At 36.3% G+C, this 16546-nt stretch carries 10 protein-coding genes; all 10 read left to right on the top strand.

Annotation, left to right across the window (positions count from 1 at the left end; genetic code table 11):
* Nucleotide 1: 1 nt before the first annotated feature.
* The 10 genes from RBH94_RS15350 (at nucleotide 2) to RBH94_RS15305 (ending at nucleotide 16546) form a co-directional block, all read left to right on the top strand.
* The gene (locus tag RBH94_RS15350; protein WP_307881693.1) at nucleotides 2-2296 is read left to right on the top strand and encodes an FdhF/YdeP family oxidoreductase; all 2295 of its coding nucleotides are present in this window, start codon (nucleotides 2-4) and stop codon (nucleotides 2294-2296) included.
* Nucleotides 2297-2465: 169 nt separating this feature from the next.
* Nucleotides 2466-4976, top strand: coding sequence for a nitrite reductase large subunit NirB (gene nirB, locus RBH94_RS15345; RefSeq protein ID WP_307881692.1), 2511 nt, complete (start codon nucleotides 2466-2468; stop codon nucleotides 4974-4976).
* 26 nt (nucleotides 4977-5002) lie between these two features.
* Nucleotides 5003-5380, top strand: a complete 378-nt coding sequence (nirD, locus tag RBH94_RS15340) for a nitrite reductase small subunit NirD (protein ID WP_307881691.1) — start codon at nucleotides 5003-5005, stop codon at nucleotides 5378-5380.
* Nucleotides 5381-5397: 17 nt separating this feature from the next.
* A complete protein-coding gene (locus tag RBH94_RS15335; protein WP_307881690.1) occupies nucleotides 5398-5982 on the top strand; it encodes a DUF4202 domain-containing protein in 585 nt (194 codons plus the stop codon).
* Between the two features lie 13 nt (nucleotides 5983-5995).
* The gene (locus tag RBH94_RS15330; protein WP_307881689.1) at nucleotides 5996-7813 is read left to right on the top strand and encodes an ATP-binding protein; all 1818 of its coding nucleotides are present in this window, start codon (nucleotides 5996-5998) and stop codon (nucleotides 7811-7813) included.
* A gap of 117 nt (nucleotides 7814-7930) precedes the next feature.
* The gene (locus RBH94_RS15325) at nucleotides 7931-8596 is read left to right on the top strand and encodes a response regulator transcription factor (RefSeq protein WP_307881688.1); all 666 of its coding nucleotides are present in this window, start codon (nucleotides 7931-7933) and stop codon (nucleotides 8594-8596) included.
* Between the two features lie 360 nt (nucleotides 8597-8956).
* Nucleotides 8957-12478, top strand: coding sequence for a nitrate reductase (locus RBH94_RS15320; RefSeq protein ID WP_307881687.1), 3522 nt, complete (start codon nucleotides 8957-8959; stop codon nucleotides 12476-12478).
* Nucleotides 12479-12483: 5 nt separating this feature from the next.
* Nucleotides 12484-13923 (top strand): rubredoxin, encoded by a 1440-nt coding sequence (locus tag RBH94_RS15315; protein WP_307881686.1) that lies wholly within the window; start codon nucleotides 12484-12486, stop codon nucleotides 13921-13923.
* 128 nt (nucleotides 13924-14051) lie between these two features.
* Nucleotides 14052-14465: a response regulator gene (locus RBH94_RS15310; RefSeq protein ID WP_307881685.1), complete on the top strand. Its 414-nt coding sequence runs from the start codon at nucleotides 14052-14054 to the stop codon at nucleotides 14463-14465.
* A gap of 146 nt (nucleotides 14466-14611) precedes the next feature.
* A complete protein-coding gene (locus RBH94_RS15305; protein ID WP_307881684.1) occupies nucleotides 14612-16546 on the top strand; it encodes a PAS domain-containing sensor histidine kinase in 1935 nt (644 codons plus the stop codon).

The following is a 16546-nucleotide window of genomic DNA, read 5'->3' as shown; positions in this document are numbered from 1 at the left end:
TATGAGTTCTTCTCCTCAAGATAAAGCTAAAACACCGGAAACGTTTTCAAACTTAAAAGTAAAAACGCCACCAAAAAATAGTGCTGGAATACCAGGTTTAACTTCAGTAATTGGTCAGGTTTCAAAGTACATGAATTTCGCTGATGCTTTAAAGGTGTCTCGTAAACTGAATCAGAAGGGCGGATTTGATTGTCCGGGGTGCGCCTGGCCTGATCCTGATGATGAACGTTCTATGTTGGGGGAATACTGTGAAAACGGTATGAAGGCTATGGCAGAAGAAGTTCAGAATAAAACCATTGGTGCTGATTTCTTTTCAAAATATTCTGTTGATGAACTGGCAAGTTGGAGCGATTTTGAAATCGGGAAATCCGGTCGCCTGGCAGAACCGATGTATTTACCGGAAGGTGCGACACATTATCAGCCCATTTCCTGGGAAGAAGCGTTTGCCAAAGTAGGAGCTCATTTAAACACTTTAGATTCACCAGATGAAGCGGTTTTTTATACTTCAGGAAGAACGACTAATGAAGCGGCTTTTTTATATCAGTTATTTGTTCGTGAGTTTGGAACAGCTAATTTACCCGATTGTTCCAATATGTGTCACGAGGCTAGTGGTAAAGCTTTATCCGAAACTTTAGGTATCGGTAAAGGTTCGGTGACTTTAGATGATTTATATAAGGCAGAATTAGTGATGGTTGTTGGTCAAAACCCGGGAACGAACCATCCAAGGATGTTGACGGCTCTGGAGAAATGTAAAAAAAATGGCGGTAAAATTATTTCTATAAATCCGTTAGCTGAAGCTGGTTTAGTGCGATTCACCGATCCGCAAAACCCTTTAAAATTGTTAACGGGAGGGACTAGGTTAACCGATGTTCATGTTCCGGTAACTATAAACGGTGATGTTGCGTTTTTCAAAGCTGTTTTATTAAAATTATTAGAAGCCGAAGAGCAGACAGGAGATGTTTTTGATAAAGCATTTATAAATGAATTTACTCATGGTTACGACAGTTTTATTGAAGATTTAAAACAGTATAGTTTCTCCGACTGTTTACAGATATCAGGAGTATCTCGGGATGTTTTTGATGTTGTTTTCGATTTAATATTAAATCGCGATAAGATTATTGTGTGTTGGGCTATGGGCTTAACGCAACATGAAAATGCGGTAGATAATATTCGGGAGCTTGTTAATTTATTATTGCTAAAAGGAAGTATTGGTAAAGAAGGTGCAGGTACTTGTCCGGTACGTGGACATTCCAATGTACAGGGCGATAGAACCGTGGGGATTTGGGAGGCGGCGCCTCAAAAGTTTTTAGATAAAATTGAAGCAAAGTATGGTTTTAAACCAACAAGTGAGCACGGCTATTCGGTGATCGAGGCTATTAAGGCGATGTACGAGAAGAAGGCCAAAGTCTTTTTTGGTTTGGGCGGTAACTTTATTTCTGCTGTGCCTGATACTTTATATTCTGCAGAAGCCTTGTCAAATTGTAACTTAACAGTTCATGTGAGTACCAAACTAAACCGTTCGCATTTGGTTACGGGTAAAGAAGCTTTGATATTACCGTGTTTAGGGCGAGCCGAGAAGGATTATCAGAAAACTGGTGTGCAAATTCAGAGTGTCGAAAATTCTATGGGTGTGGTGTCGTCTACCAAAGGCATTTTAGAGCCATGTTCCAATGCCTTGATTAGCGAAGTTGCTGTGGTGTGTGGTGTGGCGCATGCGACCCTTAAGGAAAAGTCAAAAATTAACTGGCTACAATATCAAGATGATTATAATTTGGTACGTTCTGATATTGAGGACGTCGTCGATGGTTTTGATGATTATAACAGCAAGCTAAAACAACCATCTGGTTTTTATTTGCCTAATGGTGCGCGTATAAGACAATTTCATACCAAAACAGGTAAAGCAAATTTCTCTATAAATAAATTACCGTCCTGGGAATTAAAAAAGGATCAGTTAATAATGATGACCATACGTAGTCACGATCAATTTAATACCACTATTTATGGTTTAAACGATCGATATCGCGGTATTTTTAACGAAAGACGAGTGATTTTAATGAACCGTGAAGATATGAGAGTTAGAAACCTTCAGGAACAACAAGTGGTTAATATCCAATCGGAATTTAAAGGAGTCATACGTAAAGCAGAACAGTTTAAGGTTGTGGGTTATGATATTCCTAAAGGCTGCTGTGCTACGTATTTTCCGGAAGCTAATATGCTAGTGGCTTTAGATAGTTTTGCCCATACAGCGAAAACACCGGCATCGAAGAGTGTCATCGTAACTGTCCAGGCAAATTAAAAAACTTCATTCTTTATTAACACAATCCAAATTATTTTAATTAATACGTAGAAAAATGTATTTCAATTTGTGAATTTATCAATAATTCACACAATAATGGATTTTCGTAAATTAAATTAAGTATTATTACGTAGTTTTTACTTATGTTTGTAATGTAAAATACGTAGTTATGAAAAAAATAATTGTTGTAGGTAACGGAATGGTGGGTTACAAGTTTTGCGAAAAGTTTGTAGCTGAAGCCGAAAGTCAAGCTTATAAAATAACGGTTTTTGGAGAGGAACCAAGACCCGCATACGATAGGGTGCACTTAAGTGAGTATTTTGAAAACCAAGATGCCGATGCTTTAGAGATGGCACCAAGAGCATGGTATGAAGAACATGGTATTGAATTGATAACGGGTGAACGTGTTGCTGATATTCATAGAGCGAAGAAAACCATAACTACGGCTAAAGAGCGAGAGTTTGAGTACGACTACTTAGTTCTTGCGACAGGGTCTTCACCTTTTGTGCCACCCATCAAAGGTGTTGAGAAAAAAGGGGTTTTTGTTTACAGGACCATAGAGGATTTAGAGGGAATGCTGGCTTATGCAGCAGAGTTAAAAGCTAAAAACCCAGATGCTAAAGCTGCTGTTCTCGGTGGTGGATTATTAGGGTTAGAAGCAGGTAAAGCGGTCTTAGATATGGGCTTGGAGCCTCATATTGTAGAGTTCGCTCCTAAATTAATGCCAAGACAGTTAGATACCAGAAGTAGTCAGGTTTTAAAATTAAAACTGGAATCGATAGGTTTAAACATTCACCTCAGTAAAGCGACGAATCAGATTTTGGGAGGTGATGCGATTACAGGAATGGAATTCGGAGAAGATGATGTTTTAGATGTCGATATGTTAATTATTTCGGCAGGTATTCGACCAAGAGATGAACTGGCAAAAACCTGTGATTTGGAAATGGGTGTTCGTGGTGGTATTGTTGTCGATAATAAAATGAAAACTTCCGATCCTAATATTTATGCTATTGGAGAAGTGGCTCTTTATAATCAAATGATTTATGGATTAGTGGCTCCTGGATATGATATGGCGGGAATTGCTGTAAAACAGATTTTAGGAGAAACAGAATGTTTAATGCCGGCAGATATTGATATGTCTACGAAGCTTAAGTTGATTGGTGTAGATGTAGCCAGTTTCGGTGAACCCTTTATGCCTGCTTCAAAAGGACATTCCATTATTTTTGAAAATAAAACACAGCATTTGTATAAACGAATTAATGTAAGTCTCGACGGTAAATCACTTCTTGGAGGTATTCTTGTAGGTGATGCCGCCGATTATAACATGCTACATCAGATTTACCTAAACGGGATGAAAATTCCTGAAGATCCATCCCAATTGATTTTACCAGCCAGTGAAGGTGGAGCTTCTTTTGGAAGCGTGATGGACTTGCCAGATACAGCGCAGGTGTGTTCTTGTGAGAGTGTAAGTAAAGGGGTTATTTGTTGTTCGATTACAGAAAACGGTAGTAATAATTTAGGTGATGTGGTTACTGAAACTAAAGCAACTACAGGCTGTGGTGGATGTAAACCAATGGTGGTCGATTTAGTAAACGAAACACTTAAATCTTTAGGAAAAGAGGTTAAAGAGGTGATTTGTGAGCACTTTAGTTTTAACCGTCAGGAATTATACGATTTAGTGAAAGTAAATCAGGTGAAAGATTACGATGAAGCTTTAAACCTGTTTGGTGACGGTGATGGTTGTGAGGTTTGTAAACCGGCCTTAGCCTCGATTTTTGCTACGATTACTATGGAAACACCTAATAAGCAATTCGCTATTCAGGATACTAATGATAGATTCTTAGCAAATATTCAGCGTAACGGGACTTATTCGGTTGTGCCAAGGGTTGCCGGGGGAGAAATTACTCCAGATAAATTAATTGTTTTGGGGGAAGTTGCCAAGAAGTATGATTTATACACGAAAATTACTGGAGGTCAACGTATCGATTTATTCGGAGCGCAAATTCATCAGTTACCACTCATCTGGAAAGAATTAATTGATGCCGGATTTGAAAGTGGTCATGCTTATGGAAAGTCACTTCGAACAGTTAAAAGTTGTGTGGGGTCTACTTGGTGTCGCTATGGTATGCATGAAAGTGTCACCTTTGCTATCGAGATTGAAAATCGATATAGAGGACTGCGAAGCCCACATAAATTAAAAGGAGGCGTTTCTGGTTGTATTAGAGAATGTGCTGAGGCCCGAGGTAAGGATTTCGGATTGATTGCTGTTGATGGCGGCTGGAACCTATATGTATGCGGAAATGGAGGGGCAACACCTAAACACGCTATTTTATTTGCCGAGAAGTTAGATGATGAAACTGCTATTAAATACTTAGATCGATTCTTAATGTTCTATATAAAAACGGCTGGTCCGTTAGTAAGAACGGCGCCATGGTTAGAAAAGTTAGAAGGCGGTATCGAGTATTTAAAACAGGTGGTGATTGAAGATTCTTTAGGTATTGCAGACGATTTAGAAAACGAAATGCAAGGTTTGGTAAATAAATACGAGTGTGAATGGAAACAAGCTATTGAAGATCCTAATATTGCTAAGCGTTTCAAACATTTCGTAAATTCTGATGATACAGACGATAATTTGGTGTTTGTTCCAATGCGTGAACAAAAAATGCCGCAAGCGTGGTAATTATTAAATTTTAAAAATATAGAAAAATGCAAGATATACTTAGTCAATATAATTCAGTGACCGAAGCCGATGTTACGACGTGGTTTGAAGTAGGAACAGTGTCCGATTTTCCAGAAAACAGTGGCGCATGTATTAAGTACAAAACCAAGCAAATAGCGGTTTATAATTTTGTAAGAAAAAATAAGTGGTATGCCGCGCAAAATCTTTGTCCGCATAAAATGGAAATGGTGCTGTCGTTAGGAATGATAGGAGATAAGAATGGTATTGCTAAAGTGGCCTGCCCGATGCACAAAAAGAATTTCTCGCTGGAGGATGGTTCGAATTTAAATGGCGATGATTTAAAAATTGCGACTTATCCTGTTAAAATTAAAGACGGAAATGTGTATATTGGCTTTTCAGACTAACATACACTTGACTTAAAATGGAACCAACAAGATTTGAAATAGCAATAGCTTTAATAGATAAAAAAAATTCAGAAGACCCTAACGTATATCACAGCCACGGGGTAGATTTTCCAAAGGAGTTGTTGTACTCGCAACGTATGTCTCAAAAACTATTACAGTTTAAACCGAATGCGTCAAGGGCCTTGCAGTTAGCGGCCAGAGCACAACATATTTGTCGTTGGAAAATTGCAAGAGACGAGTATCCAATGGATCGCGTAGGGTATTTAAAATGGCGTGAAACACTGAAAAAAATGCATGCTGAACTAACAGCGGATATTTTAAAAGAAGTAGGGTATGATGATGAATATATAGATCGCGTTTCCTTTTTAATCAATAAAAAATTAATCAAGAAAAATGAAGAGAGTCAGACAATTGAAGATGTTATTTGTCTGGTATTTTTAGATTATTATTTCGAAGAGTTTGCGGCAAAGCATGAAGACGAAAAAGTGATCGATATTCTTCAAAAAACATGGGTTAAAATGTCTGAAGAAGGGCATGAAGAAGCTTTAAAAATTAAATTTTCAGAAAAAAGTTTGGCTCTGGTAAAACAAGCGATTTCTTAAACCATATTAAAACATGACAAATAACGGTAATTCATTAGATCAGCGTACGTTTGATAAGTTAAGCCGTTTATACATTATAGCTTTAAGTACCATTGCTCTTTCGGTAATTATAAGCCAGATTCTTATTCGTAAGCATTTAAATGCGCAACAAAGTGACTCAACGGTTATCAATGTTGCGGGTAGACAACGTATGCTTAGTCAGAAACTTACTAAAGATATTGTAACACTTTCTACTGAGCGGGAATTAGAAGAGCGTATTTTGCTTAAAGATAAAATTAAAGCAACATTAAAACTTTGGGAAACCTCGCATTATGCCTTACAGGAAGGAAATGATAGTTTGGGGCTTCCTGGAGAGAATAGCGACATTATTGCTAATAAATTCCAGAAATTAAATCCAACATTTAATATCATAAGTAGTGCGGCGAAAACGATTATAGAAGATATCGAAAATGTGCCGCCGTTACCTAATTCCGCCTTTTCGGAAGATATAAAAAAGGTAAGGCATAATGAAGGTGAGTTTTTGTCTGTCATGGACGAAATTGTAAATCAGTACGATTTAGAAGCGAACGAAAAGGTAAGCTGGTTGCGACGTTTAGAGATGTTACTTACCATATTAACACTTATTATTTTGCTGGCTGAATTTTTATTCATTTTCTGGCCAACAGCAAAGTCGGTGAGAGCTACTTTAGCCGAGTTATTATTTGCCGAGCAACGTGCCAAAAAAATGGCAATTGATGCCGATGAATTGAGCGCAGCCAAAGAAAAATCGATGCGTGAATTACGAGCCTTAAATCACGCTATGGATGAAACCTTATTATTCGCTAGAATAACTCAAAATGGTAGCGTTGTTCATATTGGAAAACGATTTTCCAGACTGTTTAAGTTTTCTGGGTTTAATATCACGACAAGTTTCTCAGAAGTGATTTCTATTCATGAAAAGGAGCAGTTAGCTTTGGAGGGTATCATTTCAAAAAGTAAAAAAACAGGTTGGCAAGGTGAGGTTAAAGCAACAACTAAAGATCATAAAGATATTTGGTTAGAGATGGCAATCATTCCCTTTAGTCCGACGGATGACCGTTCAGAATTGTTGATTATAGCTTCAGATATTACCACTCGAAAAGCTGCGCAATTAGAAATTGAGCGCTTAACAAAAGCAAGTTTTGAAGAGAAGATAGATCAACAGAAAATCATTTCAAGTAAAATTATTGAAAACCAGGAAAAGGAACAGAATCGTATTGCTAAAGATGTTCATGATGGTATTGGTCAAATGCTTACAGGTTTAAAATATAATTTAGAAAGTATTGATATTTCTGATATCGAGAAAACAGCCACTAAAATAGAGCATTTAAAAGAGTTGACTTCAAATATTATTAAAGGGGTAAGGACGGCAACATTTAATTTAACACCACCTGAATTAACAGATCATGGTATAGTGCCGGCATTAAATAAGTTAACGCATGAATTGGCGAAACTAACCGGCAAACATATTGTGCTTTTCAATAAGACAGATTTTAATCAACGTTTAGATTCTCTGGTTGAAATTAATATTTACCGTATTGTCCAGGAGGCTATTAATAATGCGATTAAATATGCTGACTCTACGCATATTTTAGTGTCTTTATCTCATAGCCAAAACATTTTAAGTATTGTTATCGATGATAATGGAAAAGGTTTCGACCCAACCAAAGTAAAAAAGGTGAAAGAAGGTGATGGCGGTATGGGAATGACCTTTATGAGGGAGCGAATCAAGTATATAGAAGGACGTTTCTTTATTCATTCAGAGAAAGATAAAGGCACCCGTGTAACTTTAAATATTCCTATTAAAGAGTAAGTATTTTCACTTAAAATTTATATTTTTGCTACGTAGGTTCTTTGTACGGTTAAAGCTGTTTTAAGGAAAACTTTTAAAATTTTAAAATATCACTACTGTGATGAAATAAATAATATTATGAGTGTTATAAATGTAGTTTTGGCTGATGATCATGTTTTAGTTAGAGATGGTATTAAGGCGCTTTTAGAAGATCAGGACGGTATTCAGGTAATTGATGAAGCTTCAAATGGATTAGAAGCTCTAGAGATTATAAAAAAGCAAAAACCTCATTTGTTAATTGTTGATATACGTATGCCAGAAATGAACGGTATTGAGGTGGTTCAAAAAATAAAAGAGGAACAGGTTAACGTAAAAACACTTGTACTGTCCATGCACGATTCTGAAGAATATGTGGTAAAGGCTATTCAGGCTGGAGCTGATGGTTATTTGCTTAAAGGGGCGAGTAAAGAGGAGTTCTTAAAGGCTTTAAATAGTATCGCTGGTGGCGGTAAGTATTTTACAGGAGATGTATCGGCTATTATTATGAATAATTTTGTGAGTGGTAATGCTACAGCAACGACTCCTAAAGTAAAGAAAAAAACTAAAGATCCATTTAACTTAACGAAACGTGAACGCCAGATTCTTGAGCTTGTTTTACAGCTAAAAAATAATAAAGATATCGCTGAAGAGCTTGAAATTAGTAAGCGAACAGCTGAAGTTCACCGTTTTAACCTAATGAAGAAATTAGAGGTTAAAAACCTTATGGAGTTAAGTAATAAAGCCAAAGAATATCAGCTGGTATAACCTTGTTTGGTTTTAAAAGTTTGTCGATAATTTTATATTGACACTTTATTATATTCAATTTTTATCATATTCCTAAAAACTTATTTTATTCTTTAATAATACTTTATTTGTTTTTAAATACGTATTTTTAATTTTTTAAATTAAGTATTTATACTTAATTTTGTACGTATAAGGGTGTTGTTTTGTTGGTATGAATTTAAATAATTCAATAGCAAATCATCTTTAAAAACACAAGTTAGGGTTCGTTGTATTAATGAATAGTGAATGGAAAGATGTTCTTTTTAGTATATTCTTAATAATGACTGCAGCACGGCTTTGTGTTTCAAAATTGTTTTAAATTAGTGTAAAACGCAGTGGTTTATGTTAAAAAATGAAGTGAAAACAACGTGTTCGTATTGCGGCGTAGGGTGCGGTATTATTGTAAAAAAAGATAGCAATAATAAAATTTATGTAGAAGGCGATAAAGAGCATCCAGTAAATAAAGGGATGTTGTGTTCAAAAGGTATGAACCTGCATTACGTGGCGAATGATACAAGTGATAGAATTCTATACCCCGAAATGCGTTGGAGTCGTTCGCATCCTCGTGAGCGTGTTAGTTGGGACGATGCATTAGACCGAGCTGCTAGTGTTTTTAAATCTATAATAAAAAAACATGGCCCAGATAGTGTAGGGTTTTATGTGTCAGGACAAAGTTTAACAGAAGAATATTATATAGCCAATAAGTTAACTAAAGGGTTTTTAGGAACCAATAACATCGACACCAACTCACGTCTTTGTATGAGTTCTGCAGTGGTTGGGTATAAGAAAACGTTTGGGGAGGATAGTGTGCCAATTTCGTATGCTGATATTGAACTGGCAGACTGTTTTTTAATTACAGGCGCTAATCCTGCATGGTGTCACCCAATTCTATTTCGTCGACTGGAAAAACATAAAGAGGAAAATCCAGATGTGAAAATTATTGTGGTGGACCCTCGTAAAACCGATACGGCTAACTTTGCCGATATTCATCTGCAACTCATTCCTGGTACCGATATTATTCTATATAATGCCATTGCGAGAAGTATTTTTGAGCGTGGATTGATGAATGAAGAGTTCATAAATAATTATACTGAAGGTTTTGACAAATACAAAGAACAGTTAGGAGAAACCACGGTTAAGGAGGCTTCAAAATTATGTGGTGTTTCTGAAAAAGATATCAGAAAAGCAGCCGACGTCATTGGTCTGGCTAAAGGCTTTATTAGTATGTGGGCCATGGGGCTTAACCAAAGTGTTGTTGGAACCGATAAAAACTTTGCCTTATTAAACTTGTCTTTAATTACTGGTCAAGTTGGAAAACCGGGATCTGGACCGTTCTCGTTAACGGGGCAGCCAAATGCTATGGGGGGACGTGAAGTAGGAGGTATGGCTAATTTGTTGGCGGTACATAAAGATTTAATGAATGAGGAACACCGTCGTGAAGTAGCGCAATTTTGGGGAGTTGATAAAATTTCCCCTACCCCTGGATTAACTGCTACGCAAATGTTTGATGCTTTAGAATCTGGAAAGCTAAAGGCTATCTGGATTGCTTGTACAAATCCTTTAGTAAGTTTGCCTAATACACATCGTATAGAAAAAGCCATGAAGAATGCAAAGTTCGTTGTGGTTCAAGATATTTCTTTTAAATCTGATACAGTAGCTTACGCCGATTTGGTGTTGCCAGCAGCTGCCTGGTTGGAAAAAGAAGGAACCATGACGAACTCTGAGCGTCGCATTTCCTATTTACCAAAAGAAATTAATGCACCGGGTGAAGCCAGACCAGATGTGGAAATTTTCTGTGATTTTGCACAGCGTATGGGCTTTAGAGGGTTTAGTTACAATAGTGCAGAGGAAATTTATGACGAATATGCGGCAATGACGAAAGGAACTAATATTGATGTTTCCTTTTTAAACTACGACAGATTAAAGAACGAGGGGACTTTTCAATGGCCTGTTTCTGAATACAGGCATCCGGGAACACCAAGATTATTTCAGGATAAAAAGTTTTATACACCTTCGCAGAAAGCCATCTTTAATATTCCTGCAGGTATTGCAAACACATCACTTCAACCCAACGAAGCGTATCCGTTAATTTTAACTACTGGTCGTGTTCGTGATCAATGGCACACCATGACTAAAACCGGTAAGGTGTCTCGTTTAAAAACGCACTATCCAAGACCTGTTTTAGAAATAAACCCCGTAGATGCGTATTTATCTAAAATTAAGGATGGCGATATCACGGAAATAAAAAGTGAAAATGGTACCGTTCGTGTTCGTGCAAAAGTTACCGAAAACATTGGTAAAGGCGTGGTGTTTTTACCTATGCACTGGGGTAAGCAATTACAAAGTGACTTAAACCGTGCTAATAATTTAACCAACACCCATATCGATCCGCAGTCTAAGGAGCCAGACTTTAAGTTTACTCGTGTATCGGTGTCAAAGTATAAAAAACCGGTAGAGAAAATAATTATTGTAGGCGCAGGGGCGGCAGCATTTAGGTTTGTTCAGAATTATAGAGAAAATAATCAGGCTGATGAAATTCATGTGTTTTCTAAAGAGCCAAACCTGTTTTACAATCGGGTATTGCTTCCGGAGTATGTTACTGAAGAGTTGACCTGGGAACAACTTTTAAAAATTAAGCAAACCGAATTAAATAAACTGGATATTAAAATTCATCCGGAAACGTTAATCGATAAGATAGATTCTGAAAATAAGGTTGTTATCGATAGTCATGGCGAACAGCATACATTTGATAAGTTAATATTGGCAACAGGTAGCCGAGCTTTTATTCCGAAGGATGTTCAAATTAATCTTCCTGGTCGTTTTACTATGCGAAATAAAGGTGATGCCGATAGCTTTAAAGCATATCTGGATGCCACTGGATTACCTCCAGAGGAGCAACACATCGTTATTGTAGGGGGAGGTCTTTTAGGGTTGGAGCTTGCAGCCGCTATGAAGCATAAAAACGTGAAGGTTACTATTATCCAACGTGCATCACGATTAATGGAACGTCAGTTAGATGCTATTTCAAGCAAATTATTGGCTTTAGATGTTCAGGAACGTGGTATTCAGATTTATTTTGATAATGAGGTGAGCACCGTCTTTGATGATGAAGATACAGGAGAGCTAAACATCACGTTAAAGAGCGGTAAGTTTATTACAGCTAACGCCATTGTCTATGCTATTGGTACCATACCAAACGTTGAAATTGCTCGTGAAAACGGAATTGTTTGTGGTCGTGGTGTTAAAGTAAATCAGCACTTGCAATCGTCACATCCGGATATTTTTGCCATTGGAGAAATTGCAGAATATAACAATCAGTTATTCGGAATTACCTCGGCGGCTGAAGAGCAAGCCAATATCCTTTCAAATTACATTGCAGGTGATATTAGTGAAGCTTACAACGGTTCCGTGTTAATGAATATTTTAAAGTTTAATGATCTTAATTTATGTAGTATCGGCGAAATAAAAGTCCCGGAAAACGACGATTCTTATGAGGAAGTCATTTTTACGGATATTTCAAAACGATACTACAAGAAATGTATTGTAAAAGACGATTTACTAATTGGTGCGGTTTTAATGGGGGACAAAAATGAGTTTGCCGAATTTAAAACCATGATTGAGAGTAAAATTGAAATGGCCGATAAACGCGATACTTTACTTCGAGGAGCTTCAAACGATGTGCCTGTAATCGGTAAATTGGTGTGTTCATGTAGTCAGGTAGGAGCAGGAAATATAGAGGAAACCATAAGTAACGGCTGTACAGATTTTACAGAACTTTGTAATAAAACCGGAGCTGGATTAGGTTGCGGAAGTTGTAAAACGGAGGTTAGGGAAATTTTAAACAGTACAAAGGTTTTAGCATAGTGATTATGAAAAATAAGACAAAAGAATCATACCGATTAAGAATTAACGGCGGTGTACTTTCGCCGGGTGAGTTGAAATATATTTGTGAAGCTGCAGAGAGTTTAGGTTTAGATGCGATTTCATTTGGTTCGCGTCAGGATATTATTTTTCCTGAGGAAATTGATAAATCAATGTTCAGTCAATTTGATAAAATTCAGTTTATCAAGCCTAAACGAGACGGGATGGAAAATATCGTATCCTCTTATGTGTCAGCCGATATATTGCCAAGCACTTCCTGGTTAACCAGTGATCGATACCTTTATGTTTTAGAGCAGTTTAAGCATAAACTAAAACTACGTGTTAATATTACAGACCCGAAACAGCGGTTGGTACCTCTATTTACCGGAAATGTAAACTTTGTAGCTTCAGAACATGAAGATTACTGGTATTTATATGTGAGGCTTCCGGAATGGAAAAAAACAGTCATGTATCCTGCTCTGATTTATAGCTGGGATATGGATAAAATAGAACTGGCCATTGAAAAGGTTTTAATTGAAGAACCCGAAAATATAGAAACCCTTTTTGAGTTGGTTAGTGATGCTGTAGATAGCAATAACAGAACAGTAGATAGGCCATTGGAAGTACCGTTTTATCCGTTTCCTTATTATGAAGGGATGAACCGTTTTGGAGATAAGTATTGGTTAGGATTGTATTGGAGGAATAATCGATACGATATTAGGTTTTTAAAGGCGATGTGCGATTTATGTGCCGAGAATAAAATAGGAAAAATTTCCATCACACCATGGAAATCCTTTATAGTTAAAGGGATTCCTATGAAGTTTAAATTACAATGGGAACGCTTTTTAGGAAGCTATGGTATTAATGTGCGCCATTCTATGCTGGAATTAAACTGGCACTTGCCGGTTTTTGATACAGCGGCATTAAACCTTAAGAAGTATTTAGTAACTAATTTCGATCAGAATGATATTAGTACCTACGGACTTACTTTTGGTGTGGCCAATTACGAGAGTAAAACCTATCATTTTACTTCTATTGTTATTGAAAAAAACAAACAGCCGGAAAATCTGGGAGACTTCATTATCCGTGACACCTATAATCTGTTATATGCTAAAAATTTCGATCCAAACACACGTGAATACATCATGCATGTTCAGGATGTTGATAAGGTAGAACTTCCTGGTTTGCTTATGGAGCTCAGTAAACTGTATTTTGAACAATTGGGTATGGAACGTGAGGAGGAAGCAGAAGTAAATGTTGTTAAGGATGTAAATGAGGAAGAAGTGTATCAGTGTAAAGATTGTTTAACAGTTTACAATGAATCTTACGGCGATCTTACGCAGGATATTTCGCCAAATACACCTTTTGATAGTTTACCGGAAACTTACGAATGTTCTATTTGTGAAGCTCCTAAAAGTAGTTTTGAGCAAAAGGTACTCGTTAAATAATAAAATTTTAAATCCATCCGTCTATACTTTTTTACCATTCGTCTACACTTAATTTAAAATAAACGAAATCAAATGCAGTTTGGACTAATTAGTAATATTTTTGAAGTTCATTTTGATTGGATTTATTCATGAACAACGTGTTGAACATATTACTAATTGAAGACGATGCCATTGAGGTGATGAAATTGAACAGAGCAATTTCGTCTTTAAATCTAAATCATAATATTATTGAAGCAAATAATGGTGAAGATGCACTTGAGCTTCTAGAAAAAAACGAAAACCTTCCGGATATTATTTTGTTAGACTTGAACATGCCAAAAATAAATGGTGTGGAGTTTTTAACTATTCTAAAAAATAATGAGGTTTTAAAATATGTTCCAACCATTATTCTTACCACATCAAGCAATCAAAAAGACTTGTTAGAGTGCTATAAAATCGGTATAGCAGGGTATGTTTTAAAACCATTGAAATACGACGAATACGTTTTAAAAATTGAAAACCTATTGAACTATTGGAGCATGAATGAGCTTATTAAGGCTTAATTTATAATTCTCATTTTCAGTATCTAACCCAATAACAATACCGTTTATAAAGTAAATCCTACGTTTTTACTTTCAATTCTCATCTAATAGTCGTTACTTTACTATGAGAAACAAAAAGCTCGTACCCTAATTTTAATACCAAGTTAATGAGTCAAGATATAATTGACATATTAAAACAGCAATTAGCTGAAGAAAAGGCTGCGCGTATTTCTTTGGAAAAGGAACTTTCTGAAGCTAATAAAAAGTTAGAATATATTAACACCAACTTGCAGGATGGTTACGATGGGATTGTTGATGCTTTCCTGATAATGGATTTGTCGGGAAACATTCTTAAAATGAATGAAAGTGCCCGAAATATTCTTGATTTTAAAGACGATGGTATTGGGTACAACCTGATGTCTATGGTAAATCCGGAGGATTTAGAAATGGTAAGTACTTCATTTAAGCAACTCTTAAATGAAGGGGTTATAACAAACTTCGAACTAAAGATAAAAACACCTTTACAGAACTATAAGGTTGTTCAAATTAACGGAAATATACTTTACGAAAATAATAAGCCTGTTGCCGCACAAGGTATAATTCGTGATATTACAAAAAGTAAAGAAGCTGAAGAAAAACTTAGAGAATCTGAGAATCGTTTAGCTACGGTTGTTTTAAATTTAGATAAGGGTATTTTACTAGAAGATGAAAACAGAAATATTATTGTAACAAATACTAAGTTTTGCGAATTTTTTAATATTCCCTTGCAACCCGAAGAGCTTGTGGGGAACGATTGTCAATCTGCAGCAGAACAGGTAAAACATCTCTTTAAGGAATCTGATGGTTTTGTAAACAGAATCAATAGTATTATTCAAAGTGAAGAAGTAGTTGTAAGTGAAGAACTTGAGATGGTAGATGGTCACGTATTAGAGCGCGATTATGTACCTGTGTTTAGAGATGGTAAAATCAAAGGCCATTTATGGACTTACAAAGATGTTACATTAAGACGCCAGTTTAGAGAAAATTTAGATCAGGAGCGTTTAAAGTATAGAAATGTCATTACTAAAATGAGTTTAGGTCTGGTTGAAGTAGATATGAACGACCGGATTACCGTTGCTAATGAGAACTTTTTGAGAATGTCTGGATATTCGGCCGAAGAACTCATTGGGTCAGATGCTAAAAAGCTTTTTAAATATGAACAGGAGTTCATGGAAGAGAAGCGTGAAAACCGCGATCGGGGTATGGCGGATTCCTATGAGCTTAAAATGGTTAATAAAAGTGGCGAGGAACGGGATTGGTTAATTAGTGTGGCACCAAACTACGATAACAACGGAAACATTATTGGTGCAATAGGCATTCATTTAGATATTACGAACGTGAAAAGTTTAGAGCGAGAGAAGGTAAATCTTCTGGAAGCTTTAGAGCGCAGTAATAACGAATTACAGGAGTATGCACATATTGTATCACACGATTTAAAATCTCCCCTGCGTAGTATAAATGCTCTGGTTAGTTGGATTAAGGACGATAATAAAGGAGCATTAGACGCTCCAACTATACAGAATTTAGGGCTTATTGAAACCACATTGGAGCGTATGGAACAATTGATATCCGATGTGCTGTTGTATTCAAGTATTGGTTTTTATGAGAGTGAAAAAGAACCTGTTAATGTACAGGAGGTAGTACAAGATTTATTGCACATTTTGTTTATTCCTGAACATATAACCGTGTATATATTGAAACCTCTCCCCGTTGTTTTTGGGCATAAAACTAAAATACAACAGTTGTTTCAAAACCTAATAAGTAATGCCATTAAGTTTATAGATAAAGAGAAAGGCTTGATTTATATATCCTATGAGGAACAACCTGATTGTTATCAGTTCTCAGTACAAGATAACGGTATGGGAATTGAAAAGAAATATCACGATAAAATATTTAAGGTGTTTCATGCTTTAAAGAAGAGTAACGATTCAACTGGAATAGGACTTTCTATTGTTCAAAAAATTGTGGAATTACATAACGGAAAGATATGGCTGGAAAGTAAACCAAATAAGGGGACAACCTTTTTCTTTACATTAAAAAAAGGACCAAATGGAGCAGCCTAA

This window comes from Aestuariibaculum sp. YM273 (genome assembly GCF_030908365.1).
Lineage (GTDB): Bacteria > Bacteroidota > Bacteroidia > Flavobacteriales > Flavobacteriaceae > Aestuariibaculum > Aestuariibaculum marinum.
This window is presented reverse-complemented; position numbering and strand designations above follow the sequence as displayed.